The organism is Streptosporangium sp. G11 (assembly GCF_051192615.1).
Lineage (GTDB): Bacteria > Actinomycetota > Actinomycetes > Streptosporangiales > Streptosporangiaceae > Streptosporangium.
In genome coordinates this window covers 183,985-210,099 of sequence record NZ_JBPJUQ010000008.1, presented here as the reverse complement: position 1 = coordinate 210,099, position 26,115 = coordinate 183,985, and the positions used below count along the sequence as shown (strand labels likewise).

Annotated in this window: 16 protein-coding genes and 2 pseudogenes; 5 read left to right on the top strand and 13 right to left on the bottom strand. The window is 72.6% G+C overall.

Going from position 1 to position 26,115, the window contains the following annotated elements; all coding sequences use genetic code 11:
• Window positions 1–38 precede the first annotated feature (38 nt).
• From ACSDR0_RS11455 to ACSDR0_RS11430, 6 genes are read right to left on the bottom strand one after another with little or no spacing between them, the layout of a single operon-like run.
• Complete coding sequence (locus ACSDR0_RS11455) at window positions 39–1,043, bottom strand: ABC transporter ATP-binding protein (RefSeq protein WP_435288743.1); 1,005 nt, start codon at window positions 1,041–1,043, stop codon at window positions 39–41.
• Entirely contained in the window at window positions 1,036–2,013 is a 978-nt protein-coding gene (locus tag ACSDR0_RS11450; RefSeq protein ID WP_435288742.1) for an ABC transporter ATP-binding protein, read from the bottom strand. Before ACSDR0_RS11450 ends, ACSDR0_RS11455 begins: the two co-directional genes overlap by 8 nt.
• On the bottom strand, window positions 2,010–2,912 hold the full coding sequence (locus tag ACSDR0_RS11445) for an ABC transporter permease (RefSeq protein ID WP_435288741.1): 903 nt from the start codon (window positions 2,910–2,912) through the stop codon (window positions 2,010–2,012). The genes ACSDR0_RS11450 and ACSDR0_RS11445 overlap by 4 nt, the downstream gene beginning before the upstream one ends.
• Window positions 2,909–3,835, bottom strand: coding sequence for an ABC transporter permease (locus ACSDR0_RS11440; RefSeq protein ID WP_435288740.1), 927 nt, complete (start codon window positions 3,833–3,835; stop codon window positions 2,909–2,911). Before ACSDR0_RS11440 ends, ACSDR0_RS11445 begins: the two co-directional genes overlap by 4 nt.
• Window positions 3,836–3,847: 12 nt before the next feature.
• Complete coding sequence (locus ACSDR0_RS11435) at window positions 3,848–5,404, bottom strand: ABC transporter substrate-binding protein (protein ID WP_435288739.1); 1,557 nt, start codon at window positions 5,402–5,404, stop codon at window positions 3,848–3,850.
• 45 nt (window positions 5,405–5,449) lie between these two features.
• Window positions 5,450–6,373, bottom strand: coding sequence for a 5-dehydro-4-deoxyglucarate dehydratase (locus tag ACSDR0_RS11430; RefSeq protein WP_435288738.1), 924 nt, complete (start codon window positions 6,371–6,373; stop codon window positions 5,450–5,452).
• Between the two features lie 91 nt (window positions 6,374–6,464).
• Here ACSDR0_RS11430 and ACSDR0_RS11425 point away from each other — a divergent pair, with 91 nt between their 5' ends.
• Complete coding sequence (locus ACSDR0_RS11425; RefSeq protein WP_435288737.1) at window positions 6,465–7,238, top strand: IclR family transcriptional regulator; 774 nt, start codon at window positions 6,465–6,467, stop codon at window positions 7,236–7,238.
• Between the two features lie 130 nt (window positions 7,239–7,368).
• Here ACSDR0_RS11425 and ACSDR0_RS11420 read toward each other — a convergent pair whose 3' ends face one another.
• The 3 genes from ACSDR0_RS11420 to ACSDR0_RS11410 all read right to left on the bottom strand — a co-directional run bounded on the left by ACSDR0_RS11420 (window position 7,369) and on the right by ACSDR0_RS11410 (window position 10,995).
• Window positions 7,369–8,517 carry an NAD(P)/FAD-dependent oxidoreductase gene (locus tag ACSDR0_RS11420; RefSeq protein WP_435288736.1) on the bottom strand — a complete coding sequence of 383 codons (1,149 nt, stop codon included), beginning with the start codon at window positions 8,515–8,517 and terminating at the stop codon, window positions 7,369–7,371.
• A 79-nt stretch (window positions 8,518–8,596) separates the two neighbouring features.
• A complete protein-coding gene (locus ACSDR0_RS11415) occupies window positions 8,597–9,562 on the bottom strand; it encodes a TIGR03557 family F420-dependent LLM class oxidoreductase (protein WP_435288735.1) in 966 nt (321 codons plus the stop codon).
• A gap of 62 nt (window positions 9,563–9,624) precedes the next feature.
• Window positions 9,625–10,995 carry an NAD(P)/FAD-dependent oxidoreductase gene (locus ACSDR0_RS11410; protein WP_435288734.1) on the bottom strand — a complete coding sequence of 457 codons (1,371 nt, stop codon included), beginning with the start codon at window positions 10,993–10,995 and terminating at the stop codon, window positions 9,625–9,627.
• A gap of 403 nt (window positions 10,996–11,398) precedes the next feature.
• Here ACSDR0_RS11410 and ctaD point away from each other — a divergent pair, with 403 nt between their 5' ends.
• The gene (gene ctaD, locus ACSDR0_RS11405; protein WP_435288789.1) at window positions 11,399–13,066 is read left to right on the top strand and encodes an aa3-type cytochrome oxidase subunit I; all 1,668 of its coding nucleotides are present in this window, start codon (window positions 11,399–11,401) and stop codon (window positions 13,064–13,066) included.
• Between the two features lie 101 nt (window positions 13,067–13,167).
• Here the strand turns inward: ctaD and mshB are convergent, their stop codons facing one another.
• Entirely contained in the window at window positions 13,168–14,019 is an 852-nt protein-coding gene (gene mshB, locus ACSDR0_RS11400; protein ID WP_435288733.1) for an N-acetyl-1-D-myo-inositol-2-amino-2-deoxy-alpha-D-glucopyranoside deacetylase, read from the bottom strand.
• A 141-nt stretch (window positions 14,020–14,160) separates the two neighbouring features.
• The gene (locus tag ACSDR0_RS11395) at window positions 14,161–15,171 is read right to left on the bottom strand and encodes a hypothetical protein (RefSeq protein WP_435288732.1); all 1,011 of its coding nucleotides are present in this window, start codon (window positions 15,169–15,171) and stop codon (window positions 14,161–14,163) included.
• Between the two features lie 592 nt (window positions 15,172–15,763).
• Between ACSDR0_RS11395 and mshA the strand changes: the two genes are divergently transcribed.
• Window positions 15,764–17,080 carry a D-inositol-3-phosphate glycosyltransferase gene (gene mshA / locus ACSDR0_RS11390; protein ID WP_435288731.1) on the top strand — a complete coding sequence of 439 codons (1,317 nt, stop codon included), beginning with the start codon at window positions 15,764–15,766 and terminating at the stop codon, window positions 17,078–17,080.
• Here the strand turns inward: mshA and ACSDR0_RS11385 are convergent.
• Window positions 17,073–17,870: a tyrosine-protein phosphatase gene (locus tag ACSDR0_RS11385; RefSeq protein ID WP_435288730.1), complete on the bottom strand. Its 798-nt coding sequence runs from the start codon at window positions 17,868–17,870 to the stop codon at window positions 17,073–17,075. The two genes, mshA and ACSDR0_RS11385, sit on opposite strands and share 8 nt — an antisense overlap.
• A 218-nt stretch (window positions 17,871–18,088) precedes the next feature.
• The gene (locus tag ACSDR0_RS11380) at window positions 18,089–19,603 is read right to left on the bottom strand and encodes a hypothetical protein (RefSeq protein WP_435288729.1); all 1,515 of its coding nucleotides are present in this window, start codon (window positions 19,601–19,603) and stop codon (window positions 18,089–18,091) included.
• 507 nt (window positions 19,604–20,110) lie between these two features.
• Between ACSDR0_RS11380 and ACSDR0_RS11375 the strand changes: the two are divergent.
• Window positions 20,111–24,886, top strand: a pseudogene (locus ACSDR0_RS11375) (amino acid adenylation domain-containing protein); the annotation flags it as partial.
• 54 nt (window positions 24,887–24,940) lie between these two features.
• Window positions 24,941–25,933, top strand: a pseudogene (locus ACSDR0_RS11370) (AMP-binding protein); the annotation flags it as partial.
• Between the last annotated feature and the right edge of the window lie 182 nt (window positions 25,934–26,115).

Genomic DNA, 26,115 nt, shown 5'->3' with positions numbered 1-26,115 from the left:
GTGTGGCGCCAGCGGACCTTGTGAACCAAAGCCCTCTTTCAGGTTCCGGAGGCCACCTCCTGGAGCGGGAAGTGGCAGGCGGCGGCGTGCAGCGGCTCGTCCTCGGCCGGCTCCAGGAGCGGCTCGTCCTCGGCGCAGGCGTTCCGCGCCTGCCAGCAGCGGGTGCGGAAGCGGCACCCCGACGGCGGATCGAGCGGGGAGGGCACCTCACCCTTGAGCAGGATGCGTTCGCGCCGCGCCCCGGGGGTGACGTCCAGCACCGGAGCGGCGGACACCAGGGCGGCGGTGTACGGGTGCCGTGGCCGATCGAACACCTGCTTCGTCGGGCCGGTCTCGATGATCCGGCCGAGGTACATGACTGAGACGCGGTCGGCGACGTGGCGGACGACGGACAGGTCGTGGGAGATGAACACGTACGACACGCCGAGCCTGGCCTGCAGGTCGGTGAGCAGGTTGAGGACCTGCGCCTGGACGGACAGGTCGAGCGCCGACACGGGCTCGTCGCACACTATGACGTCGGGTTCGAGCGCGAGCGCGCGGGCGATCCCCAGCCGCTGGCGCTGACCGCCGGAGAACTCCTGCGGGTAGCGGCGGGCGTCGCCCGCCCGCAGCCCGACCATCTCAAGGAGTTCGGCGACCCGCTTGCCGCGCTCCTTCGCCGGTACGAGGTCCCGGTGCGTCCGCCACGGCTCGGCGACGATGTCCTCGGCGCACAGCCGGGCGTTCAGGGACGCGAACGGGTCCTGGAACACCATCTGGACCCGGCGCCGCCACCTGAGCAGTTCCTTGCCGCGCAGGACGAACGGGTCCGTGCCCTCGAACCTGACGTGGCCCTGGTCGGGGCGCTCCAGCATGAGCAGCACCCTGGCCAGGGTGGACTTGCCGCACCCGGACTCCCCGACCAGGCCGAGCGTCTCACCGTGCCCGAGGCGCAGGTCGACGCCGTCCAGCGCGCGCAGGCGGCCCCGGCCGGCCACGTGAAAGGACTTGCGCACCCCTGCCACGTCCAGCAGCGGAGCCCCGGTTCCAGCGGGCTCAGTCATCGGCCAGTTCCTTCCAGTGGTGACACGCGGACCGGCGTCCCTGCCCGGCCTCGGCGAGGACGGGGCGCTGCTCCGCGCATACGTCGGTGGCCATCGGGCAGCGCGCCCGGAAGGCGCAGCCCGAGGGCACCGAGTGCAGGTCGGGCGGGCTGCCCGGGATCGACTTCAGGTTGGTGCCGCGCGCGACCTTGGCCGGCACCGAGTCGAGCAGACCACGCGTGTACGGATGGCGGGGCCGGGAGAACACCTCGGCCACCAGGCCCGACTCGACGATGGCGCCCGCGTACATGACGGCGACGTGGTCGGCCTGCTCGGCCACAACCGCGAGGTCGTGGGTGATCAGGATCAGCGCCGTCTGCTGCTCCGTGCGCAGTTCGCGGAGCAGTTCCATGATCTGGGCCTGCACGGTGACGTCGAGGGCGGTCGTGGGCTCGTCGGCGACCAGCACCTTGGGCCGCAGCGCCACGGCCAGCGCGATGAGCAGCCGCTGCCGCATGCCGCCGGAGAACTGGTGCGGGTACGCGCCGGCCCGGACCCGCGGCTCGGGGATGCCGACCCGTTCCATCAGCTCGACGGCGCGTTCCCGCGCGGCACGGCGCGAGAGGCGTTCGTGGATCCGGAACGGCTCCGCGAGCTGGGCCCCGACCGTCTGGACGGGGTTCAGCGCGGTGAGCGCGTCCTGGAACACGATGGACAGGCCGGGACCGGCCAGCCGGCGGCGCCGGGCCGGCGGCAGGGTGAGGAGGTCGGTCCCTTCGAGGCGTACGGCGCCGCCCGCGACGTGGGCCACGGGGTCGAGGAGCCCGACGATGGCCTGCGCCGTCATGCTCTTGCCGCAGCCCGACTCGCCCAGCAGCGCCAGCGTCTCGCCGGAGCGGACGGAGAAGCTGACCTCGCGCACGGCGCGTACCGTCCCGGCGGGGGTGCGGATGTCGACGGCCAGCCGATCCACCTCCAGCACGGGGGTCACGGCTTCACCTCCTTGATCTTGCGGGTGGCGCGGGGCAGGGTGAGCCGCCAGCGCTGGCCCGGGTCCATGGCCAAGCGCGCCCAGGACGCGAGGACGGTCGCCGACACGGTGGTCACCACGATGGCCAGGCCCGGGAAGACGGCGATCCACCAGGCGCTCTGGAGCACCTGCCGGCCCTGGGCGACCATCAGGCCCCAGCTCATGTCCGGCGGCTGGATGCCGATGCCGAGGAAGCTCAGGGACGACTCGGTCAGCATCACGAAGCAGAAGTCCAGCGCCGCGACGGTGAACAGGGTGGGCAGCACGGTGGGCGCCACGTGCCTGCCGATGATCGTCCAGCTCTTGGCGCCGAACGTGCGCGCCGCGTCCACGAACAGCCGGCTCTGCAGCTCGGCCGACTCCGCCCGGGCGGCGCGCAGGTAGATCGGGATCCGCGCGATCGCGAGGACCAGGATGATGTTCGTGGCGCTGGGCGAGAAGACGTACAGCACGACGACGGCCAGCAGCAGCGACGGGAAGCTGAGGATGACGTCGGCGACGCGCATGGAGACGTTCTCCCGCCAGCCCCGGTGATATCCCGCCCACATGCCCCAGACCGACCCGACGACGAGGGAGATCACGACGGCCGGGACGGCGACGGAGAGCGTGGTGCGGCTCGCCACGATGAGCCTGGCGAGCAGGCTGCGGCCGAGCGAGTCGCTGCCGAGCAGGAACGCCCAGCCGTCGTCGAGGCTGAACGGCGGCCGGTTGACCGCCCGCAGGTTCTGCTTGGTGGCGAGGTCGCCGAGCAGCATCGGCCCGGCGAGGGTGGCGGCGAACACGACCACCAGGATCACCACGGCCACGCAGGCGAACTTGTCCCGCAGCAGCAGCCGCCACCAGGAGGTGCCGTTCCTCATGCCGTCGCCCCCTGACGGACCCGTGAGTCGAGAAGCGCGTAACAGGCGTCGATGACGATGTTCAGCGCGAAGATCGTGATCGCGGTCACCAGGACCGCGGCCTGCAGCACCGCGAAGTCGCGCTGCAGGATCGAGGTGATCATCAATTTGCCGATGCCCGGCCAGCCGAAGATGGTCTCGACGACCACCGCGCCGTTGACCAGGCCGACCGCGAGGTCGCCGGCGACGGTGAGCGCCGGCGGCGCGGCGTTGCGCAGCGCGTGGCCGAAGACCACCCGCAGCTCTCCCGCGCCCTTGCTCCTGGCCACCTTGATGTACGGCGCCGACAGCGCCGTGACCATCGCCCCGCGCACCACCTGCACGAGCACGCCGAACGGCCGGATCAGCAGGGTGAGCACCGGCAGCACCCACGCCGCCGCGCCCTCGGTGCCCGAGGTCGGCAGCCAGCCGAGGGTTACGGCGAAGACGAGGACGCCCATGATGGCGAACCAGAAATCCGGCATGCTCGCCGCGGTCGTCGAGGTGAAGCTGGCGATCCGGTCGGCCGCCGAGTTCGGGCGGTAGGCCGCCCAACTGCCGACGACGATCGCGCCGAGGATCGCGAGGATCATCGTGGCGCCCGCCAGTTGCAGCGTCGCGGGGAACGCCCGGAGCACCGCGTCGGCGGCGGGTTCGGCGGTCCGCAGCGACTCGCCGAAGTCCAGCCGGACGACCTGCGCCAAGTAGTCGCCGAACTGGACGAGCAGCGGCTGGTCGAACCCGTGCCTGGCGGAGAACTCCGCCCGCATCTCCGGGGTGGCGCTGAGGGGCAGATAGAGATTCGCCGGGTCGCCGGTGAGGCGCGCCAGGTAGAACACGCCGAGGACCACGACGACCAGCGGGATCGCGCTCGAAAGGATGCGACGCCGCAGGAAGGTCAGCACACTCGCTCCTTCTCAGCCGGCCGGGTGGATGTCGGCGAGCCGCATCTCGTCGTTCGTGGCGGCGTCGGGCTTGTAGGTGACCTTCTTCGACAGTGCGAGGATGCCGGTCATGTGGGCGAGGACCGCGTCCCGTACGACGTCCTTGTTCTGGTACTCCAGTGCCTTGGCGAACGCCGTCTGGCGCTCCGCCCCCGAGGCCTGCTCGGCGGTGGCGATCAGCTCGTCCAGCTCCTTGGTGCCGTAGCTGCTCTGCGCGCCCTTGCTGCCGTAGATCTGGCCCATCGTGAAGGCCGCGTCACCGGCCTGGTTGCCGTGCTGGGCCTGGAGCAGAGTGGGGCCGGCGTCCTTGGGGAACGGGGCCAGCAGGTACTCCAGCCAGGCGTTCACGTCGAGCATCTGGATCTTCACCGAGAGCCCGGCCTCCAGCAGCGAGTTCTGGACGACCTCCATCGCCTCGGCGGCCTTGGGGTAGATGCCGTTCCTGCCGATGATCGTGATGGCGGTGTCCGTGGGGACGCCGTCCGCCTTGGCCTCCGCGATCAGCTTCTTGGCCTGTGCCATGTCGTGGGGCCAGGGCTGGATCGCCGGGCTGTGGCCGGTCACGCCCTCGGGGACGATCTGTCCCGCCGACTTGCCGAGCCCCGCGAACACCGAGGCGACGAGCCCGTCCTTGTCGACGGCATAATTGATCGCTTGGCGGACGCGGATGTCGTCGAGCGGCGGCTTGGCGGCGTCGATGCGCAGATACGACGTCTCGTTGTTGGGGAACTGCACGGCGGAGTCGCCGGCGCCGTCCTCGGGGGCCAGTCCCACCGCGATGTCGGCCTCGTCGCTCTTGACCATGGCCGAGCGGATGCTGCCCTCGGCGCGCCAGACGTACTCGGCGGCCGCGAAGTCGGGTGCCTTGCCCCAGTAGCCGGAGAATCGCTCCAGGCGCAGGCTGCGGCCGGTGTCCCACTTGGCGATCTTGTACGGGCCGGTGCCGACGGGCTCGCGCACCTTGCCGGTCGTGCTCGTGGTGGCCGGCACGATCTCGACGAACGACAGGCGCAGCGGCAGGATCGGGTCCGCCTTCTCCGTCTTCACCTTGAGCGTGGTGCCGTCCACGGCCGTCACCGTGAGCTTGACGCCGCCGAAGACGTAACCGTTCACGTTGCAGTCGATCTTGGAGCCGACGGTGCGGTCGATGGAGAAGGCGGCCGCCTTGGCGTCGAACGCGGTGCCGTCGTGGAACTTCACGTCCTTGCGCAGGGTGAAGGTCCACTCGGTCGGCGAGTCCTGCTTCCACTCCGTGGCCAGCGCCGGCTTCAGGTCGCCGGTGCCCGGGTCCCGCTCGGTGAGCGCCTCGGTGATGTTGGCCCTGGTGACGCGTCCCGTCGCGGTTAGGGAGGCGTCGCACGGCTCCAGCGTCGGAGGCTCTTCCGGCAGCACGATGCGAACGGTGCTCGACGCCGCGCCGGACGAGGGCTCCGGGCCGCTGTTGGCGACCGAGCAGGCGCCGGCCGACATCATGGCGGCGAGCGCTAGGAGGGCGGAGGCCGTCTGACGGCAGCTGGGGGTGGTGATCATGATTCCTCCGAATTTGCCCGCCTGGGGCCGGGCAGGGCCTTTGTGCTATGCGGTGACAGCGGCGAGGCCGCGGTCGATGAGGTGGGCGAGTCGCTCGCGGTGCTCCGCGGTGACCTCCGCCAGTGGCGAGCGGACCGGGCCCGCGGACCGGCCGCGAAGCTCCAGACCCGCCTTGACCAGGGAGACGGCGTAGCCGGGGGTCGTCTTGCGCAGGTCGGCCAGGGGTGCGTAGAACTCGCGCAGCAGGAGCTCCTGCATCTTCTCGTCGCCGGCCTCGAAGGCCCGGAAGAACGCGGTGGCGATCTCCGGGACGAAGGCCAGCACCGCCGACGAGTACGCGCGGGCGCCGAGGCCGGCGTACGCGCGGGCGAAGATCTCGGCGGTCGGCATGCCGTTCAGCAGCGGCATCCGTCCCGCGGTGGCGGTGTGGATGAGCTGGAGCAGCTCCATGTCGCCGTGCCCGTCCTTGAAGGCGACGATGTTGTCCACCTCGGCGAGCTCGGCGACCGCGGCCGGGGAGAAGATCGCCGTGCTCCTCTGATAGAGGACGACATCCAGGTCGGTGGCGGCGGCCACCTGCCGGTAGTGCTCCACCAGCCCGGACGGCGGTCCGACCTGCAGGTACGGCGGCAGCGCCAGCAGTCCGTCGGCCCCCGCGTCCTGCGCGGCCCTGGCGAACTCCGCGGCGGTCCGCGTGCCCCCGCCGACCCCGGCGAGGACCGGGACGGCCCCGGCGACGTGCTCGACGGCGGCCCTGACCACCGTCCGGTGCTCGGCGGCCGTCAGCGACGCCAGTTCCCCGGTCCCGCAGGCGACGAAGATCGCGCTTGGCGCCGCCCCGAGGACCTCGGTGAGATGGGTTCCGAGCCGGGACAGGTCGACTTCGCCCGATTCCGTGAACGGCGTGACGGGGAAGGCGAGCAGTCCGGTCAGTGAGGTGGCGACTCGGGTGGCTGCTGTGGGTGACAAAGAACAACCTCTTGTCTACATATGAAGACAGTGTCTATATTTGTAGACGAGAGGTTAAGTCGGCGTTTCAGCGCACGTCAAGAGGTGGCCCGTGACGCAGCACGATTCCGAACCCCCCGAGAGCGGCGGCGGCGTCCGCAGCGTCAAATCGGCCGAGCGGACGATCGCGGTGCTCGAACACCTCGGTTCCGCCGACCACCCGTGCTCGCTGCGCGAGCTGGCCGCGGATCTGCGCCTGCCCCGCGCGAGCGCGTACGCGCTGCTCACCACGCTGGTCAACACCGGCTGGGTCGACGTCGACGACGCCGGCCGCTACCGGATCGGGCTGCGCGCGCTCCGCGCCGGGGCCTCGTACGTCGAGCACGACGACGTCGTCCAGCGAGCGCAGCCGGCGATGAACGAGCTGAACAACGAACTCGGCGAGACCGTGCACCTCGCCCGCCTCGACGGCGCGGAGATCATCTACCTGGCCACGAACCTGTCCAGGCACTCCCTCGCCGTCCTCTCCCGGCCCGGCCGGCGCCTGCCCGCATGGGCGACCGGCCTCGGCAAGGCGATCCTCGCCGGCCACCCGTGGGACGAGGTCGACCGGCTCCTGCCCGAGACGCTGGAGCCCCGTACCGTCCACACCTTCACCGACCGGGCGGCGCTGCGCGCCGAGCTGGAGGCGATCCGGCAGCGCGGCCACGCCGTCGACGAGCAGGAGTCGACCATGGGCCTGCGCTGCTTCGCCGTCGCGCTCGACCTGACCTCGCCCCCGCAGGAGGCTCTGAGCTGCTCCATCCCCGTCGTCCGCCTCGACCCCGACCGCGAGAAACAGGTCGTGACCGCCCTGCTCCGGGCCCGGCGCCGCATCCTCCGCTGACGTGCCGCGGCCGGATAACGTTCCACGAACGTTCGCTGTGCGCTCAAAGGCCTTCAGCTACGGCTCCTCGGACTTCGGTACGGCCGGCGCCGGCGGGCGTCGCGGTCGGCTCGCCCGCCGCACCCCGTGTTCAGCGTCGCCGGGCGGCGTTCAGAAGCCAGCGGCGGACCACGGCCAGCGCCAGCGGCAGCGGTACCGTGCCCGCGCCGAGCCCCACGTCGACCAGCAGGTCGAACACCTCCTTGCGGCGGGCGGCGGTGTCGATCGCGGCGTCGATGAAGCCGGGCGACTGGGAGGCGAGGGCGAGCACGTCGGTGGTGCGCAGGTGCCGCCCGAGGGCCTTTCCCAGCCCGCGCCGGTACGCGGGCAGCGGGTCGCCCGCGGCCTGGACAGCGGCCTCCCCGGCGAGCCGGCCGGAGACCAGCGCGTAGAAGATGCCCTCGCCCGTGAGCGGGTTGATGAGACCGGCGGCGTCACCGGCGAGCATCACCCGCCCGGAACCCGGCCTCGGCCGGCCGGGGGACAGGGGAAGGTGGTGGGCGCGCAGATCGCGGGCGTTCACGTGGGGCAGCAGCTCGGCGAGCCGTCCGTGCAGCACCTCCTTGCCCGGCCGGCCGGTGGCGTGCAGCCGGGGCAGGAGCATGCCGTAGCCGACGTTGGCGGTGCCGTCACCGATCGGGAACGACCACGCGTACGCGGGCCACCCGTCGCGCTGCATGAAGATGGACTGGACGTCGTCGCCGGCGGGCACGTCGGCGTAGCCGCGCACGGCGATCGCGGTGTGTTTCTCGGGGGAGGGGGGGACGCCGATGAGGCGCCGCACGGTCGAGTTGGCCCCGTCCGCGGCGACGACGGCGCGGGCGGTGACGGTGCCGTCGAGGACCACGTGGTCGTCGAGGACGGCGAGCGCGCGGACCTGGTGGCGGCGGACCTCGACACCGCGGGCGCGGGCGGCGTCGACGAGACGGGCGTCGAAGACCTTCCGGGGGACGACGTGGTTGGGCCGGGCGGAGGTGGCGGAGACGCGCGCGCCACCGGGGGAGACCACCGCCAGGCGCTGCGTCGGCCGGTAGTCGGCGATGAGGTCGGGGATGCCCAGCAGGGCCAGCTCGTCGCGCCCGTGAGCCGCGATGCCGTCGCCGCAGGCCTTGTCGCGGGGGAAGTCGGCCCTGTCGAGCAGGAGGACCCGCGCGTCGGGCCTGAGCTGTCTCGCCCGCAGGGCCGCGGCCGCTCCCGCGGGCCCGCCGCCGACGACCACCAGATCCCACACGTCATCCACCCCGGTGAGCCTTCCCCGTACGCCCGGGGGGAACCGCCGTCGCGGTGGATCTCGCGGGCGGTGCGCGCCGGGCCGGTGGCTAGAGGCCGCTCAGGGCGGGGAGCAGCTCCTTCTCCGACCAGTCGAGGAACGCGTCCTGGTGCTCGTGGCCGATCTGGACCAGGGCGACGTGGGTGAAACCGGCGTCGGTGTAGGCGCGTACCGCCTCCACCACGGCGTCCACGTCGGGGCCGCACGGCACCTTGGCCGCGACGTCCTCGGGCCGCACGGTCTGGGCGGCGGCGGCGAAGTTGACGGGCGCGGGAAGCTCGGCCATGACCTTCCACCCGCCCAGCGACCAGCTCCACAGCCGGTGCGCCCGCTCCCTGGCGGCCGCCGCGTCGGGGTCGTAGCAGATGGCGAGCTGGCCGTAGACGGGTTTGCCCGTGCCGCCCGCCCCGGAGAACAGGCGTACCAGGTCCGGGTCGGGGTCGGTCGCGACCAGCGCGTCGCCGTGCTCGGCGGCGATCCTCCCCGACTGGCCGCCGGAGGCGGCGATCGCCAGCGGGACGGGCTGGTCCGGCAGGTCGAACAGCTTGGCCGAGTCGACGTCGAGGAACTCGCCGCGGTAGGTGACGTACCCGCCCTCGAACAGCTCCCTGATGATCTGCACGGCCTCGCGGAACATCGCGTGCCGGGTGTCGGCCGAAGGCCAGCCGTGGCCTATCACGTGCTCGTTGAGATTCTCCCCCGCGCCCAGCCCCAGCGTGAAGCGGCCCTCGCTCAGCACGCCCATGGTCGCCGCCTTCTGCGCCACCACGGCCGGGTGGTATCGCATGATCGGGCAGGTCACGTATGTCATCAGGGGAATCCGGCGGGTGGCCTGCGCCGCCGCGCCGAGTACCGACCAGGCGTACGGGGAGTGGCCCATCTCCTCCAGCCACGGGAAGTAGTGGTCGGAGATGACCGCGTAGTCGAAACCGGCCTGCTCGGCCGTGGTGACGTCCTTGACCAGCTGCCTGGCGGGCGTCTGCTCGCACATCATCGTGTAACCGATCTTTGCCATACTCCGCCCCTTACCCGGCTCCCCGGGAGCATCGCCGGGAGAGCCGAAAATCTCACCGTCCTTTACGAATCGCTCCTCTTCGCCGAGGCGCCCGTTTTCGCCGAGGCACCCGCCTTCGGCGGATTCCCGTCCCGGCTGTGGGCGGCCTCGGGGGTGGTGTGCGTGAGCGGGGTCGCCGGGCTGCGGACCACGTCCAGCTGGACGGTCTGGCGGGGCGCCAGCAGGTCCAGCAACCAGCTTCCCGCGATGCGCAGCCGGTTGCGCGGGATGGCCAGCAGGTGGTAACCCCGGGTGACCACCTTGGCCACCATGCCCGACAGCGGTATGCCCAGCGGGTCCGCGGCGGCGCCGGTCCCGCCCAGGTCGACGACGAACCCCAGGTCCTTGTGCTTGTACGGCCGGAGCTCTCCGTGACCGTAGGAGGCGGCGATGTTGCGGGCGGCTCGCCTTCCCTGGCGACCGGCGTGCTGGGCGGTCATCGCCGTGTATCTGCCCGGCCGGGTGAGGTCGGGAACCGCGGCCGCGTCACCGCAGGAGAAGATCTCCGGATGGCCGGGCACCCTCAGGTACTCGTCGACGACCAGGCGCCCCTTCACGGTCGGCAGCCCCAGGGACTCCACCATCGGGTCGGGGCGCACGCCGACGCACCAGATCAGGGACTTGGTCGCCACGAACTCCCCGTCGGAGAGCTTCACCCCCTCCGCCGTCACCTCGGCCACGCTCGTACCGGTGCGGATCTCCATGCCCCGTTCGGACAGCGTCCGGTGCGAGGCCCGGGACAGGCGCTCGTCCAGCTCGGGGAGGATGCGCGGGGCGATGTCGGCGAGGATCCAGCGCATCGGCCGGTCGCGCAGCCTCGGCCGGTGCTCGCGGATGTCGAGCGTGAGCAGCTGGCCCTGCGCTGCGACCTCGGTCCCGGTGTACCCGGCGCCCACGACCACGAACGTGCACCTGGCCTTGCGCTCCTCGGGGTCGTCGGACGCGTCGGCGAGCTCGACCTGGCGGATCAGGTGGTCGCGCAGGTACAGGGCCTCGGCGATGCTGCGGAAGCCGAGGGCGTACTCGGCGACGCCGGGTACGGGGAGCAGCTTGTTGACGCTGCCGACCGTGATCACCAGGCGGTCGTAGCCCAGCTCGCGGTGGTTGCCCTCGGCGTCGGTGCACTTGACGCGGCGTGCCTCGATGTCGACCGTGTCCGCCGTGGCGAGCAGGTGCCGCACCCCGGGATAGTCGCCCGCCAGCGGGACCGCCACCTTGCGCGGGTCGAGGATGCCCGCCGCGACCTCCGGCAGCAGCGGCAGGTAGAGGAAGTAGTCGGTCGGATTGATCAGAACGATCTCGATCGCGCCCTTCGCGATCCGGGAGAGAGTGCGGACCGCGGTGAAGCCCGCGAACCCTCCCCCGATCACGACGACTCGCTGTCGCTGGGCCATGAGGATGCTCCTTTCGCCACTCCGTTTCCAGCGGCGTGCCCTGTCTGCCCCCGGGTCAAGCACGACGAGCCGTCCGATGTTGCCATGCGGCGCGTACGTCCGGCGCCCGGCCCGTGATCTCCGGCGGTGTGGCGAGGGGTGACCAGAAGGCGGATAAGAGGGATTAATTGCCAGGTCATCGCGCGGGCAAGATGACGGGACGGGCGAGTGGAGGCCGCTTTCCCTGGGGATGGCCGGGGAAAGGCGGTGGGAATCGGATGCCGCGTCGGTTCGAGGACGGTCCGGTTCGTTCGAAGGGCGGCCGGTTCTCGGGACGGGCAGGTTCGGGGACGGGCCGGTCCTGGCCGAGCCGGTTCGAGGGGGGTGGGTCGTGACGACCTTCGAACGGTCACGCGAGGAGCCGATGACCTCACCGCTGGCACCGCGCGGTAAGGAGCCGGGCTCGATCGTCGTGCGCTGGCTCACGAGCACGGACCACAAGGTCATCGGATACATGTACCTGATCGCCTCGTTCGTCTTCTTCCTGTTCGCCGGGGTCATGGCCATGGTCATCCGGGGGGAGCTCGCCCATCCCGGGATGCAGGTGGTGACCCAGGAGCAGTACAACCAGCTGTTCACCATGCACGGCACCCTCATGCTGCTGCTGTTCGCGACCCCGCTGTTCGCCGGGTTCGCCAACGTGGTCATGCCGCTGCAGATCGGGGCGCCCGACGTGGCCTTCCCCCGGCTCAACATGGTGAGCTTCTGGCTCTTCCTGTTCGGCGGCCTCATCGTGAGTTTCGGTTTCATCACCGGCGGGGGCGCCCCCGACTTCGGCTGGACGGGATACCCGCCGCTCTCCCACGCGGTCTACTCCCCGCAGGTCGGCGGCGACCTGTGGATCGTGGGCCTGACGATGTCCGGGCTCGGCACGATCCTCGGCTCGGTCAACTTCATCACCACGATCATCTGCATGCGGGCCCCCGGGATGACGATGTTCCGCATGCCGATCTTCACCTGGAACACGCTGCTGACCGGCGTCCTGGTGCTGATGGCCTTCCCGGTGCTGGCCGCCGCGCTGCTCGTCCTGCTGGCCGACCGCCGGCTCGGCGCCCACGTCTTCGACCCGCAGACCGGGGGGCCGATCCTGTGGCAGCACCTGTTCTGGTTCTTCGGCCATCCGGAGGTCTACATCATCGCGCTGCCGTTCTTCGGCATCATCACCGAGGTGATCCCCGTCTTCAGCCGCAAGCCGATCTTCGGCTACATCGGCCTGGTCGGCGCGACCATCGCCATCGCGGGCCTGTCGATGACGGTGTGGGCGCACCACATGTTCGCCACGGGCCGGGTGCTGCTGCCGTTCTTCTCGTTCATGTCGTTCCTGATCGCCATCCCGACCGGGGTGAAGTTCTTCAACTGGGTCGGGACCATGTGGCGGGGGCACATATCGCTCGACACGCCGATGCTGTTCGCCGTGGGGTTCCTGATCACCTTCCTGTTCGGCGGGCTGACCGGGGTCATCATGGCCTCCCCGCCGCTGGACTTCCACGTGCACGACTCCTACTTCGTGGTCGCCCACTTCCACTACGTGGTCTTCGGCACCGTGGTGTTCGCGATGTTCGCGGGCTTCTACTTCTGGTGGCCCAAGATGACCGGCAAGATGCTGAACGAGAAGCTGGGCAAGTGGCACTTCTGGACGCTGTTCATCGGCTTCCACACCACCTTCTTCGTCCAGCACCTGCTGGGCGCGGAGGGCATGCCGCGCCGCTACGCCGACTACAGCGGGCTCGACGGGTTCACCGACCTCAACCTGGTCTCCTCGATCGGCGCGTTCCTGCTGGGGGCCTCCACGCTGCCGTTCCTCTACAACCTCTGGTACACCGCGCGCCACGCTCCGCGCGTGACGGTGGACGACCCGTGGGGCTTCGGCAACTCGCTGGAGTGGGCCACCTCCTGCCCGCCGCCCCGGCACAACTTCACCTCGATCCCGACCATCCGCTCGGAGCGACCGGCCTTCGACCTGCACCACCCGAGGGCGGTGATGCAGCCGCGTCAGCTCGACCCGGCGGCCGCGCTCAAAGAGGAGATCTGACCGCCCGCGCTCAAGGAGAGATCTGACCGCCCGCGCCGCCGTTCGCTCTCTCGCGCGTCCCGCGGCACCGGCGATCGTTCCGGCGCCGTACGCGGGCGGGGTCAGCCGAAGAGGCCGCTCTCGCGGCCGTCCTCGCCGGGCGGGCCCGGCTCGCCCGCCAGCAGCGTGTAGTACTCCACGCCCAGCGCGGGCTGCCCCACGTTGTCGGAGAGCGCGAAGAACGAGCCGTCCACGCTCAGCTGCGTGCGGTGCGCCCGCAGCGCGGTGATCTTGGCGCCCAGGTGCGCCCTCGCGTCGACCCGCGTCGTCACCCGCTCGCCGGGGACGCCGAAGCCGAACTCCTCGACGGAACCGACCCGCTTGAACGGGCCGGTGCCCACCGCGCGCTCCAACTCCTCCAGCGGCATGGCGGTGACGTAGAACCGGGAGGGCCGCCACGGCTCGCCCTCCCCGAAGGAGGGGTCGGAGGCCTTCTCGAACGCCCGCCACGCCACCCGGTGGGCCTGGATGTGGTCGGGGTGGCCGTAGTAGCCGTTGTCGTCGTAGGTGACGATGACCTGGGGCCTGACCTCCCTGACGACGCGGACCAGCTCCGCGGCGGCCTCGTCGAGGTCGGCGCGGAAGAAGCAGTCGGGGTGGTCGTTGGACGGCGAGCCCATCATGCCGGAGTCGCGCCAGCGTCCGGGACCGCCGAGGAAGCGGTGGTCGTCCACGCCGAGGGCCGCGCACGCCACCGCCAGCTCGCCCTCGCGGTAGGGGCCCAGCCGGTTCTCCCGCCCGGCGGCGAGATGGCCCAGCTCGGGAGGGACCACGTCGCCCTCCTCGCCCAGGGTGCACGTCACCAGGCAGACGTGAGCTCCCTCGGCGACGTACCTCGCCATCGTCGCTCCCGTCCCGATGGACTCGTCGTCGGGATGGGCGTGGACGAGGAGAATGCGACGGTCGTACGGCATGGCTCCGCTCCGCCCTCTCTGTTCGGTGGTGGTCTTCCCGCCGGTACCCGGCGGGTGCGGGGCTTTCCGGGCAGGGTTTTTATCGGGCGGGCCCCGGTGGTCTCGCGGGTTCCCGCCCCCGGCGGCGGGAACCCGAAGGGGTCACCTCGCGTCGACGTATCCGCTCGCGGCGGCCCGGATCCCGGCCTGGAACCGGCTCACCGCGCTCAGGTTCTGGAGCAGCGCGCCGATGTGGCGGCGGCAGGTGCGCACGGACATCCCCAGCCTGCGGGCGACGGCCTCATCGGTGAAGCCCTGGGCCAGCAGGGTGACGATGGCGTGCTGTATCTCGTCCGTCGCGCCCTGGTAGCCCAGGTCGGAGGCGGAGTAGGGGGTCGCGGAGTTCCACAGGTGCTCGAAGACCTCCGACAGGAATCCGACGACGGACAGGTCGCGTGCGGCGACCGCCCCCGGCGCCGCACCCGCCTCGCCCGGCCGGGACATGAAGGCGATCTCCCCATCGAAGATCACGAGATGGTTCGGGAGCTGGGGTGTGGTGCGCACGCTGGCACCGGCGGCGATGAGCTTCTTGATGTGCCCCCGGGTGGGAAGGTCGGCGCGGGCGCTGTGCTGGTAGAGCATCCGCATCCGCACCCCCCGCTCCAGCATGGCGAGGTTGCGTGTCAGCGTGTCGTCGAGGTCGGCCCAGGAGGGCGCGTTCGGCTCGACGCTCAGCATCTCGCGCTCGCACGCCTCCGCCGCCATGTGCAGCGATCCGCGCACGGCCGCGCCGTCGGGCAGCGCCTCCAGCGGGTTCGCCGGTTTCCTGGTGCGCTGCACCTCGTCATATCCGTGCATCAGGGAGTGCATCCGCGTACGGATTCCGGTGATCAGGTCGCGCCGGTGGTGGATCTCCGTCTCCATCGGCGATATCAGCGAGGCGGCGGCGATCTCCGGGTTCACCGGCAGGAGGTTGGTCAGATGTCCCGGCTCCGGACGGAGCAGGTGCAGGCGGGTCAGCCGTTCTATCGCGTCCTCGACGGTGCGGGGGTCGAGGCCGAGCTCTTCGGCGACGTCGCGGGCCGTACCGATGTGGCCCCTGTGAAGTGCCCTGAAGTAGACGGAGGCGGTGTCCTCGTCCAGGGCACGCAGTTGGTCAGAAAGTCCACCCACAAGCCTTATCCCCCTTGCGGCTATTCTTGCCAGAGTGTGCCAGAAAATTGCACAAGATTGCTAGATAGTTGTGAAGAACTGTCTGGATCGCTTTCCTGATTGCGTCCAAGGGCCGGTAAGCCGTGGGGAGCCGCCGCGGGACCTCTCCCGGGAGTCGCGAACGTAACCGCACACCAGGGCGCTGGCACCATCGGGGTGGCCAATTGTTGCCAATGTCCTGTGCCGTGACGCCCGCGTCAACAGGTTGACGACGCCGCCGGCGAGAGTGTCTGATCATTCACAGTTCGCGACCGGCGTGTCCCGCCGGACCGCGACGACCACACCCGGCCCCACGTGATCCCACGACGGCCGGGCACGACTTCCGGATTCCGTCCCGGGAGAACGGCGGGGGCGCCGCGTGCGGCAGCCGTACCTCGCCGGACTTCTCCACGCCTCCGCCGAGATCCTGTACGGCGCGGTCGCCCGGGAGGCGGACGGCTCGCGCCGCGCCGCTCGCGAACCCGGCACCGGTGCCGGGGTTCCGGTCGCCGGAGATTCCCGGCCGCGGGAGCGGAGGACGACGCGCCCCGGGCGAATGCTCAAGCGGAGGTGAATGCCTGTGCCGCGACGCCTTCCCCCTCCCCGGAGGATCGCGACTGTCAGCGTCCTTACTTCCCCGTTCGCCCAGCCGGGCGGGGGCGACGCCGGGGGACTCAATGTCTACATCGTCGAGGTCGCCCGGCGGATGGCGGCGCTGGGCGTCGAGGTGGACATCTTCACGCGCGCCGACACCCCCGCCGCGCCGCCGCTGGCCGAACTCGCCCCCGGCGTGCTGGTCAGGCACCTGGCCGCGGGACCGCCCAGGGAACTCCACAAGAACGACCTGCCGGCCACGCTCGGCCCGTTCACCGCCGAGATGCTGCGCGTGACGGGCAGGTACGACCTCGTGCACGCCCACCACTGGCTGGCCGGGCGGGTGGGGGCGGTCGTCAAGGAACGCTGGGGCGTTCCCCTCGTGCAGTCCATGCACTCGCTCGGCGCGGTCAAGAACGCGTCGCTCGCGGCGGGCGACAAGCCGGAACCCGCCGGGCGCATCGCGGGGGAGACGGAGGTGGTGGCCGCCGCCGACCGGCTCGTCGCCAACACCGTGCAGGAGGCCGGCCAGCTGGTCACGCTGTACGGGGCCGACCCGGCCAGGGTGCGGACCGTCAATCCCGGCGTCGACCTGTCCCTGTTTCGCCCCGGCTCGCGGGCCGGGGCCCGGCGGGCGCTCGGCCTTCCCCCGGACGCCGTCGTGCTGCTGTTCGCCGGGAGGGTGCAGCCGCTCAAGGCGCCGGACGTCCTGCTGCTCGCCGCGGCCAGGATGATCCGCCACGACCCCGGCCTCGCCGGGCGCCTCGTCGTGGCCGTCGTGGGCGGGCCCAGCGGAGCCGGTTGGGGCCGGCCCGACCACCTGGGCAAGCTCGCCGCCACGCTCGGCATCACCGGTCAGGTACGGCTGGAACCGCCCTGCCCGCAGCCCAGGCTCGCCGACTGGTACCGGGCGGCGACCGTCGTCGTGGTGCCCTCCCACGCCGAGACGTTCGGCCTGGTGGCCGTCGAGGCCCAGGCGTGCGGCACCCCCGTGGTCGCCGCGGCCGTCGGCGGCCTCCGCACCGCGGTGCGGGACGGGATCTCCGGAGTGCTCGTGGACGGGCACGACCCGGCCGCGTACGCCCGCGTGCTCGGAGACCTCGTGGCCGCGCCCCGGTCGCTGCGGGCACTGGGCGAGGGGGCGATCGCCCACGCGTCCCGGTTCGGCTGGGACCAGGCCGTCGACAGGCTGACGGAGGTGTACGCCGAGGCCGCACGGGCGGTGAAGGCGAGGGGCGGCGGCTCCCGGCCGTTCGGGCCCGGGGGTGGCTCTCAGGTGGTGGCACCGCTCAGGTAGCGGGTGGCGCCGTGCGGGCGGCGGGGCCGACGAGCCGGGTGCGGGCGGCGGCCAGGTCGTCGTCGCCGAGCCCGGCCCCGCGAAGGTAGGACTCGACGTCGAGCGACTCCACCGTGGCCTCGATGACCTCGCGGGCCGTGGTGTTCGCGCGGGCGAGCATCGCCTGGATCCTGGGACCCTCGTCGGCCTCGCCGAGCTTGACGAAGAGGGGCCGCAGCCGCTCGGCGCTCAGCTCGTAGTCGGCGGCGATGTCGGCGGCCGGCACGCCGGCGAGGGCGAGCATCAGCAGGGTGACGAGGCCGGTGCGGTCGCGGCCCGCCATGCAGTGCACGACGACGCCGCCCGGCTCGGCGCGGGCGATCGCCGATATGGCGGCGGCGCACCGCTCCGCCTTCCGCTCCAGGAAGGGCCGGTAGTACAGCGGGGTGCCGTACAGGCCCTCGGCCGGTCCGGACCAGAACTCGGTGTCCCCCCGGTCGTCCAGGGGCACGCGCACGGTGGTCAGACCGGCGGGACGGCTCACCGTCCCGCCCCGCCAGTCGCCGTCGTTGCGCAGGTCGACAACCGTGCGGACGCCGTGGTCCGCGAGCGCCCGCCATCCGGCCGGGCTGAGGCGCTCGGGGGCGTCGGAGCGGACGAGGGCGCCCCAGAGCGTCTCGCGGCCGTCGGCGGTGCGCATACCGCCCAGGTCGCGGACGTTGTGGCAACCGTCCCAGTCGAGGTGCCTGTCCCGCGGGACGACGGCGCCTCCGGAGACCGCCGGTCCTCGATCATCACGTTGGGCGTCCATGTGGGGTCCTCCCGGTGTCTCATCGTGCCACCGCGGTACTCGCCGCGGCCGTTCCGTGCCGGATCGTCGCACTCGTGTCCCCGTCCCGCTCCTGCCCCATCCCCGCCCCGTCCCCGCTTTGTGCCGGACCGCCGCCGGACCGGTGACGGCCGCGCCCCCGATCGCCCCGCCACCCCGCCGCCCCGACCGTGTCGCCGTCTCGCGGACGTCGTCCCGGGTCAGGTCGCCGGGACCGCGCCGCCGAGTGCCGGAGGGTCTCCCGCGCACTCCGACGCGGCCCAGACCATCAGGTCCTCGATGTACAGGAGCATGTCCTCCGCGGTCTCCCCCCAGCCGGTCGCGTCACCCCACTGGAGGCTGAACACGGCGCCCGCGGGGCGGTGCAGGACGGTCATCATGTAGCGGGCGCCCAGCGGGCGGGGTGGCGAGAAGGTGACGATCCGGTCGTCCTCGTCGCCGGGGAAGCCGTCGTCGCCCGCGGGCCACAGCGTGTTGAGGTCGTCCGCGACCCCCTCGTCCATGTAGCTGAACCGGGGGTAGGCCACCCCGGTCTTGTACAGGTCGCCGAGGATCTCCTCGCACATCCGCTCCGTGGCGTACGGGTCGGCGTTGGCGAACCGGTGGCCGGACAGTTGCTGGGAGGCGCAGTCCGCCAGCGCCCTCCGGTACGCGGCCCCCGGCGAGCCGGTGGACAACGCGGGAAGGAGCACGGGCATCGTCATGGTGGCCTTGCGCACCGACCGTCCCGCCCCGGCGGAGAAGCGGTTCGCCGAGATCGCGAAGATCCCGGCCCGCGACGACCGCTCCACCGCGCAGACGGCGGTGCCGAAGGCGAGGAGGAAGGCGGCGGAGGGGGAGACGCCCGTCGCCCGCGCTATGGCGCCGGCCGCCCGCCCCGCGCGGCGGGACGCCAGCCAGCAGGAGCGGAACTCCCCCTCGTCGGACGCGCCGGACAGGCCGGACGCGCCCGACGGGGACGCGCCTGAGGGGGACGCGCCGGGCCGGGACACGCCTGACCGGCCCGGCCGGCCGGGCCGTACGAGGGAGGCTCGCGAGGGGGCGGAAGGCACGTGGCCGTCGAGCGCCTTGCCGATCTCGCCCAGCCGCCGCTCCCAGTAGCCCAGGGCCCGCCGCTGGTAGGCCACCCCGGCGGGGGAGGCCTCGGAGAGGGCGGCGTCGATCGGCTGCTCGACGGCGAGGCCGGAGCCGAACGGTTCGCGGCCCGCGGCCCGCGCGCGAAGGGCGTGGTTCAGGTCGTCGCAGAGGACCCGCATCCCCCACGGGTCGATCGCGACGTGGTCGACGACGAGGTCGATCCGGCGCACGCGCCCGCCCGCCGCGTCCAGGACGGCCTTGACGGGCCACTGCTCGCCGATCCTGAAGCAGGTGCGCCGCCACGGGGTGTCGAACCGCCGCCTGAAGGACGCCTCGTCCTCCATCACCTGGATCACGTCGTCCAGCCGGTCGTCGACCGGGCAGACGTACTGGAGGCTGTCCTCGCGCCCCGCGCGGCGGACCAGCGACCGCAGCCCCTCGTGCCGGGCGAGGACGTCGCGCACCGCCGCGACGACCTGGCCGACGGGCAGGTCCCGCCCCGGTACGGCGGCGCAGATGTTGTCCTCGTAGGAGGTGTCCGTGTCGGTGGGGATCCACTGGACCCACTCGTGCTGGGCCCAGGTGAGCGGCCCGTCGCGCACCACCCGCGCGTCCGGAGACCAGCCGGGTCCTGTCAAGAAAGCCCCCGCCTTCGAATATCGGGAATCCCTCCCGGGGTCCGACGCCGAAAACGATCAGGAAGGAACGGCGAGCGGAGGGAGAGAACGTCGTGGGCGACCGCCGGACCGTGCCCGGCGCGATTCCGCGAGCTCCGCGAGCTCCGCGAGCTCCGCGAGCCGCGAATCCGCCCGCGAAGCCGTTCGCCGACAATGATCAGACACTCCCGGCGGCGGCGCGGTCAACCTTCCGCACCCCGCCTTCGCGGAGCGGGCGTCGGCAACTAGTGCCAGGCAACATGTTGTCAGCGGTACGTCCACCGGCGGCGCGGGGTCCGGGGCTCAGTCGGCGCCTCTCCCGAAGCGATATGGGTACGCGAGGCTAAATGTCTACTCCTTGCGGATTTATGTTTTTCTCTGACAGTCTTTTGTTGTGATTATGAGGAAACTCCTTTCGGGTGTGCGATCTGCCAGTGGGGAGGCCGTCATGAGAACGGCTCCGGCGTTTCTCCGGCGGGAGGTCTAGGGATGGACATGCTCGCGCGGGGGGACGCGCGGGAGGGGATCACACCCCGGCCCGATGGCATCCGCGAGCTGCCGCTCTCGTTCGGCCAGGAGCGCATGTGGTTCCTGGACCGGCTGGAGCGGACCGGCGGCGGCGCCGCCCACAACATCTTCATCGCCGAACGGCTCAGGGGGCCGCTCGACCCCGCCGCCCTGGAACGGGCGCTCGCCGAGATCGTGGCCAGGCACGAGATCCTGCGAACCCGCTTCCCGAGTAGGGACGGCGCTCCCGTCCAGATCGTCGACGAGCCGCGCCCCGCCGGCGACCGGCCGTACCTGGAGCTGCTGGACCTGTCGCATCTTCCCGAGGCGGAACGTGAGGCGCGGACCACGCGGCTCGTCCGGGAGCAGATCGAGCGGCGGTTCGACCTGGCGGGCGAGCCGCCGCTCCGGGCGGGCCTGCTGCGCCTGTCCGAGCGGGAGCACGCGATCTTCGTCGTGTTCCACCACATCGCCGTGGACGGCTGGTCGGTCGGCGTGTTCGCGCGCGAGCTGGCCGCGCTGTACGAGGCGCTCCCGGCCGGAGATCCGTCGCCGCTGCCGCCGCTGCCGATCCAGTACGCGGACTTCGCGCTGTGGCAGCGCGGGCATTCGGACGGCCTGGCGGACGAGCGGCTCGGCCACTGGCGGCGAAGGCTGGCCGACCCGCCGACGCTGGAACTCCCGACGGACCGGCCGCGTCCCCCGGTCAGGACCTCCGAGGGCGGCCGCGCCCTGCTCCGGCTCCCCGCCGAGCTGGCCGACGGCGTCGACGGGCTCGCCCGGCGCACCCGTACCACGCCGTTCATGGTGCTGCTCGCCGTGTACCTGGTCCTGCTGTCGCGCCGCTCCGGCCAGGAGGACATCTGCGTCGGCACGCCGATCGCCGGACGGGACGGGGACGAGCTGGAGCCGCTCATCGGGCTCTTCCTCAACACGCTGGTGATCCGCGGGGACCTGTCGGGCGACCCGACCTTCAAGGAGCTGCTCGTCCGGGTCCGTCGCGCGGCCCTGGAGGCGTACACCAACGCGGCCCTGCCCTTCGACCGCCTGGTGAGCGAGCTGAACGTCCCCAGGGACCTCAGCCGCACGCCCCTCTTCCAGGCCCAGCTCGTCCTGCACGACTATCAGGGCACCGCCCTGACCCTGCCCGGCGTCACCGCCGAACCGGTCGACCCGGGCGACGCGCGATCGGCGATGTTCGACCTGTCGCTGGAGTTCGGGCGCCGGGACGGCGGCCTCGAACTCTCCCTCGTCTACAGCACGGCCCTGTTCGACCACGGCACAGCCGAACGCATGGCGGAGCACGTCGCGGCCATGCTGCGCAGGGCCGTCGAGGACCCCGGCACGCGGCTGTCGGAGCTGGGCCTCCCGCCGGAGGCCGAGCGCGAGCTGACCCTCACCGCGTGGAACGACACCGCGGCCCCGCGCCCGGAGGCCACCCTCCACGACCTGGTCGCGGGGGAGCCCGGGGCCGTCGCGGCCACGTGCGGAGGGCGGAGCCTGACGTACGCGGAGCTGGAGACGAGCGTCAACCGGCTGGCCAACCGGCTGCGGCGCGAGGGCGTGCGGCCGGGCGCCGTCGTGGCCGTGTGCGCCACCCGCTCGCTGGAGACGCTGGTCGCGCTGCTGGCCGTGATGAGGGCGGGCGGCGCCTACCTGCCCCTCGACCCGGACTACCCCGCCGAGCGCCTCGTCTTCGTCCTGCGTGACTCGGGCGCGGAGCTGCTCCTCACCGAGGAGCGCCTGCGCGGAAGGCTGCCGGAGAGCACCGCCCGGGTCCTGCTCGTCGAGGACCCCCGGGCGTTCGCCGGCGAACCCGGTACGCCTCCCGCTCCGCTCGCGACGCCGGACGACCTCGCGTACGTGATCTACACCTCGGGCTCGACGGGCCGCCCCAAGGGGGTCGCGATCGAGCACCGCGCCGTGGTCAACCTGCTGCTGGCCATGAAGGACCTGCTCGGCGCCGGACCCGGCCACGTCTGGCTGGCGCTCACCTCCCTGTCGTTCGACATCTCCGTGCTGGAGTTCTTCCTCCCGCTGGTCAGCGGCGGCCGGGTGGTCGTCGCGGGCGGCGCGGAGGCGCCGGACGCGCTCGCGCTGGTGAGGCTCGCCGCCGCGCACGGCGTGACGCACGTGCAGGCGACGCCGTCGGGCTGGCGGGCGCTCCTCGACGCTGGATTCGACGGGCCGAGGGTGACCGCACTGGCCGGAGGCGAGGCGCTGCCGCCCGCCCTCGCCCGCGCGCTGCGAGGGCGTGTACGGGCGATGTGGAACGTGTACGGGCCCACCGAGACGACGATCTGGTCCACCCGCGAGCCGGTGCCCGCCGAGCCGGGGGCGGTGGCGATCGGCAGGCCGCTGGCCAACACCCGCGTCCACGTGCTCGACGAGAGGCTCGACCCGGTGGCCGTCGGGGTGGTCGGCGAGCTGTTCATCGCGGGGACGGGGCTGGCGCGGGGCTACCTGAACCGGCCGGGCCTGACCGCGGAGCGCTTCCTGCCCGACCCGTTCGGACCCCCGGGGTCGCGCCTGTACCGGACCGGCGACCGGGTGAGATGGCTGGCGGACGGGCGGCTGGAGTTCCTCGGCCGGGCCGACGGCCAGGTGAAGCTGCGAGGCCACCGCGTCGAGCTGGGCGAGGTCGAGGCCGCCCTGGAGACCCACCCCCGGGTCGCCCGCGCGGTCGCCGCGATCGTCGACGACACCCTGGTGGCGTACGTGGTCGGGGCCCCGCCCGTCGCCGGAGGACCCGCCGCCCCGGCCGCCGTCACCGCCGAGGACCGTGTCGCCGGACCCGGACCCGGACCCGGACCCGGACCCGGACCCGGAGCGGGAGCGGGAGCGGGAGCGGGAGCGGGACCCGGTGCCGGAGGTGACGCGGCCGCCGGCACCACCCCGGCCATCCGGGAGCCGGACCTCGCGGAGCTCCGGGAGCACGTCGCGCGGTCGCTGCCCGCGATCATGGTGCCCGCTGTCGTGGTGCCGCTGACCGCCCTGCCCCTCACCCCGAACGGCAAGCTCGACCGCAAGGCGCTTCCCGTGCCCGGCAGGCCGTCCGCCGGGCACGGCCGCCCGCCGGAGAGCCACCTGGAACGGCAGGTGGCAGGGATCTTCGCCGAGGTGCTGGGCGTGGCCGCCGACCGGCTCGGCGCCGACGACGACTTCTTCGGCCTGGGCGGGCACTCGCTGCTCGCGGTCAAGGTCACCGCGCGGATCGCGGCGCTGCTCGGCGTGGAGGTTCCCGTCAGGGAGCTGTTCGGCCGGCCGACGATCGCCGGGTTCGCCGAGGCCGTCGGCACCGCCGCGTCCGGCCCCGCGGACGACCGCGACGGCCGTGCCGCCCCGTTGCGTCCGCGCCCCGACGGTACGCCGCTCACGCTCTCGCCCGCGCAGGAGCGGCTCTGGCTCATGCACCGGCTCGATCCGGACGACGCGGCGTACAACATGTTCACCGTCTGGCGCCTGCGCGGCGATCTCGACACCGCCACGCTGGAACACGCTCTCCGGGACCTGGCGGCGCGGCACGAGACCCTGCGCACCCGCTACCCGGAGGTGGACGGCGGGCCGGTCGCGATCACCGACCCCGCGACCGGTCCGCTGATCGAGCACATCGACCTCTCCGGCGGGGAACCGGTGGGCGGCGTGCGGGAAGGGCGGCCCGCGGGAGGGGCCGGCCCCGGAACCGCCGGAGGAGAGAGCGGCGAAGGGCTCGCGGGAAGGGAGCGGGAGGCGCGGAGGCTGGTCGCGGAGCGGACCAACGCCCCCTTCGACCTCACGGGCCCGCCCCCGTTGCGGGTCAGCCTGCTGCGCCTCGCCGAGCACGACCATGTGCTCTGCTTCATCCTCCACCACATCGCGGGCGACGGCTGGTCGCTCAACGTCCTCGCCGACGACCTGGCCGTCCTGTACGCCGCGCGCAAAGACGGGACCGAGCCCGGTCTCGCCGAGCCGCCGGTGACGTACGGGGACATCGCGTTCTGGCAGCGGGGCCACGACGACGGGGCGGCGCTCGGCTACTGGCGCGAGCGGCTCGCCGACCCGCCCGTGCTGGAGCTGCCGTTCGACCACCCCCGCCCGCCGATCTCCTCCCACAGCGGGGGATCCCACTCTTTCCGCCTGCCCGCCGAGCTCGCCGCGCGGCTGGAGGAAGTGGCCCAGGAGTGCGGGGCGACCCTCTTCATGGTGCTGCTCGCCGCGTACCAGGTGCTGCTGGCCCGCCACACCGGCCAGGACGACATCATGGTCGGCTCCTCCTACGCGGGGCGGGACCGCGTCGAGCTGGAGCCGGTCGTCGGCTATCTCGCCAGCACCCTGGTCCTGCGGGGTGACCTGTCGGGAGACCCCTCCTTCACAGACCTCGTGGGCCGTACGCGCACGATCCTGCTGGAGGCGATGGCGTACCAGGAGGTGCCGTTCGAGAAGCTCGTGACGGAGCTGGGGGTGGAGCGCGGCCTGAGCCGTACGCCGCTCTTCCGGACCATGGCCATCCTGCACAGCCAGGACGACGGCACCAGGGACTCCCTCGCCGACCTGGACCTGGAGTTCTTCGACGCCGGATACCGGCAGGCCAAGTTCGACCTCATGCTGGAGATGTGGCGGGACGACGACGGGCTCTTCCTGGCGCTCGGCTACGACGCCGAGCTGTTCGAGGCCGAGACCGTCGCCCGCCTCGCGGGCCGGTTCACCGTCCTGTGCCGCGCGGTCGCCGCCGATCCCCGCCGGGCCCTCTCCGCGCTGCCGCTGCGCACCGACGAGGACGACGCCCGGCTGCGCGTCCACGAGGCGGCGGCGGACCTCGTCCCGGGTCCCCTCGTGCCGGACCTCGTCGGGGAGGCGACCGCCCTGCACGCGGACGCGACCGCCGTGGGCTGCGGCGACGAGACGCTGACCTACGCGGGCCTGGAACGTCGCGTCGCCTCGCTGGCCGCCCTGCTCCGGCGCCACGGCGTCATACGGGAGACGGTCGTCGCGGTCCTGGCGGACCGGTCGATCGACGTCGTCGCGGCACTGCTCGCCGTGTGGCGCGCCGGTGGCGCCTACCTGCCCGTCGACCCCGAACTCCCGGAGGAACGGGTCAGGACGATCCTGTCCGGCAGCGGGGCCGCCCTCCTGGTGACCTCCCGCCCCCTCGACGGCCCGCCGCCGGGGGACGTCCCGGTGCTGGTCCTGGAAGACCTGGAGCCCGGGGAGCCCGGGGAGCCCGGGGAGCCCGGGGAGCCCGGGGAGCCCGGGGAGCTTGAGACCGCGCATCTCGCCGGCGGTGACGACGCCGCGTACGTGATCTACACCTCGGGGTCCACCGGGCAGCCCAAGGGCGTGGTGGTCGAGCACCGGGCCCTGGCCGAGCGGGTGGCCTGGATGAGGGAGGCGTACGGCCTGGGGCCGGGAGACCGCGTGGTCCAGTTCGCCGCGCTCGGCTTCGACGCGCACGCCGAGGAGATCTACCCCGCCCTGGCCTCGGGAGCGGCCCTCGAACTCCTGCCGGGCGGCGCGGTCACCCTTCCCGAGGTGCTCGCCGGACCCCGGGGGCGCGAGGTGACCGTGCTGGACCTGCCGACCGCCTACTGGCACCGGCTGGTCGACCAGATCGACGACGTGGCCTGGCCGGAACGGCTGCGGCTGGTCATCCTCGGCGGCGAGCAGGCGCACGCCGAAGCCGTGGCCCGCTGGCGGGAGCGGTTCGGCGACCGGGTCCGGCTGGTCAACACGTACGGGCCCACCGAGGCCACGATCATCGCCACCGCGGCCGATCTCGGCTCCGCCGACGCCGAGAGGCGCCCGCCGATCGGACGGCCGATCGGCGGCACCCGGGCGGTCGTCGTCGACCCCAGGGGCCACCGCGTACCCTCCGGTGCCGCCGGGGAGGACCTCCGCCGCACGCGGTCCGGTGTCTCCGGGGAGCTTCCTCACCGCGCGCCGCCCGGCGCCTCGGGAGGGCCGCTGCGCCGCGTGCCGCCCGGTGTCCCCGGCGAGTTGCTCCTCGGCGG

Excerpts from the sequence above, each read along its gene's own strand:
- ACSDR0_RS11455 (WP_435288743.1), bottom strand. The coding sequence starts at position 1,043 with ATGACTGAGCCCGCTGGAACCGGGGCTCCGCTGCTGGACGTGGCAGGG.
- ACSDR0_RS11445 (WP_435288741.1), bottom strand. The coding sequence starts at position 2,912 with ATGAGGAACGGCACCTCCTGGTGGCGGCTGCTGCTGCGGGACAAGTTC.
- ACSDR0_RS11435 (WP_435288739.1), bottom strand. The coding sequence starts at position 5,404 with ATGATCACCACCCCCAGCTGCCGTCAGACGGCCTCCGCCCTCCTAGCG.
- ACSDR0_RS11415 (WP_435288735.1), bottom strand. The coding sequence starts at position 9,562 with ATGGCAAAGATCGGTTACACGATGATGTGCGAGCAGACGCCCGCCAGG.
- ACSDR0_RS11410 (WP_435288734.1), bottom strand. The coding sequence starts at position 10,995 with ATGGCCCAGCGACAGCGAGTCGTCGTGATCGGGGGAGGGTTCGCGGGC.
- ctaD (WP_435288789.1), top strand. The coding sequence starts at position 11,399 with ATGACCTCACCGCTGGCACCGCGCGGTAAGGAGCCGGGCTCGATCGTC.
- mshB (WP_435288733.1), bottom strand. The coding sequence starts at position 14,019 with ATGCCGTACGACCGTCGCATTCTCCTCGTCCACGCCCATCCCGACGAC.
- mshA (WP_435288731.1), top strand. The coding sequence starts at position 15,764 with ATGCCTGTGCCGCGACGCCTTCCCCCTCCCCGGAGGATCGCGACTGTC.
- ACSDR0_RS11385 (WP_435288730.1), bottom strand. The coding sequence starts at position 17,870 with ATGGACGCCCAACGTGATGATCGAGGACCGGCGGTCTCCGGAGGCGCC.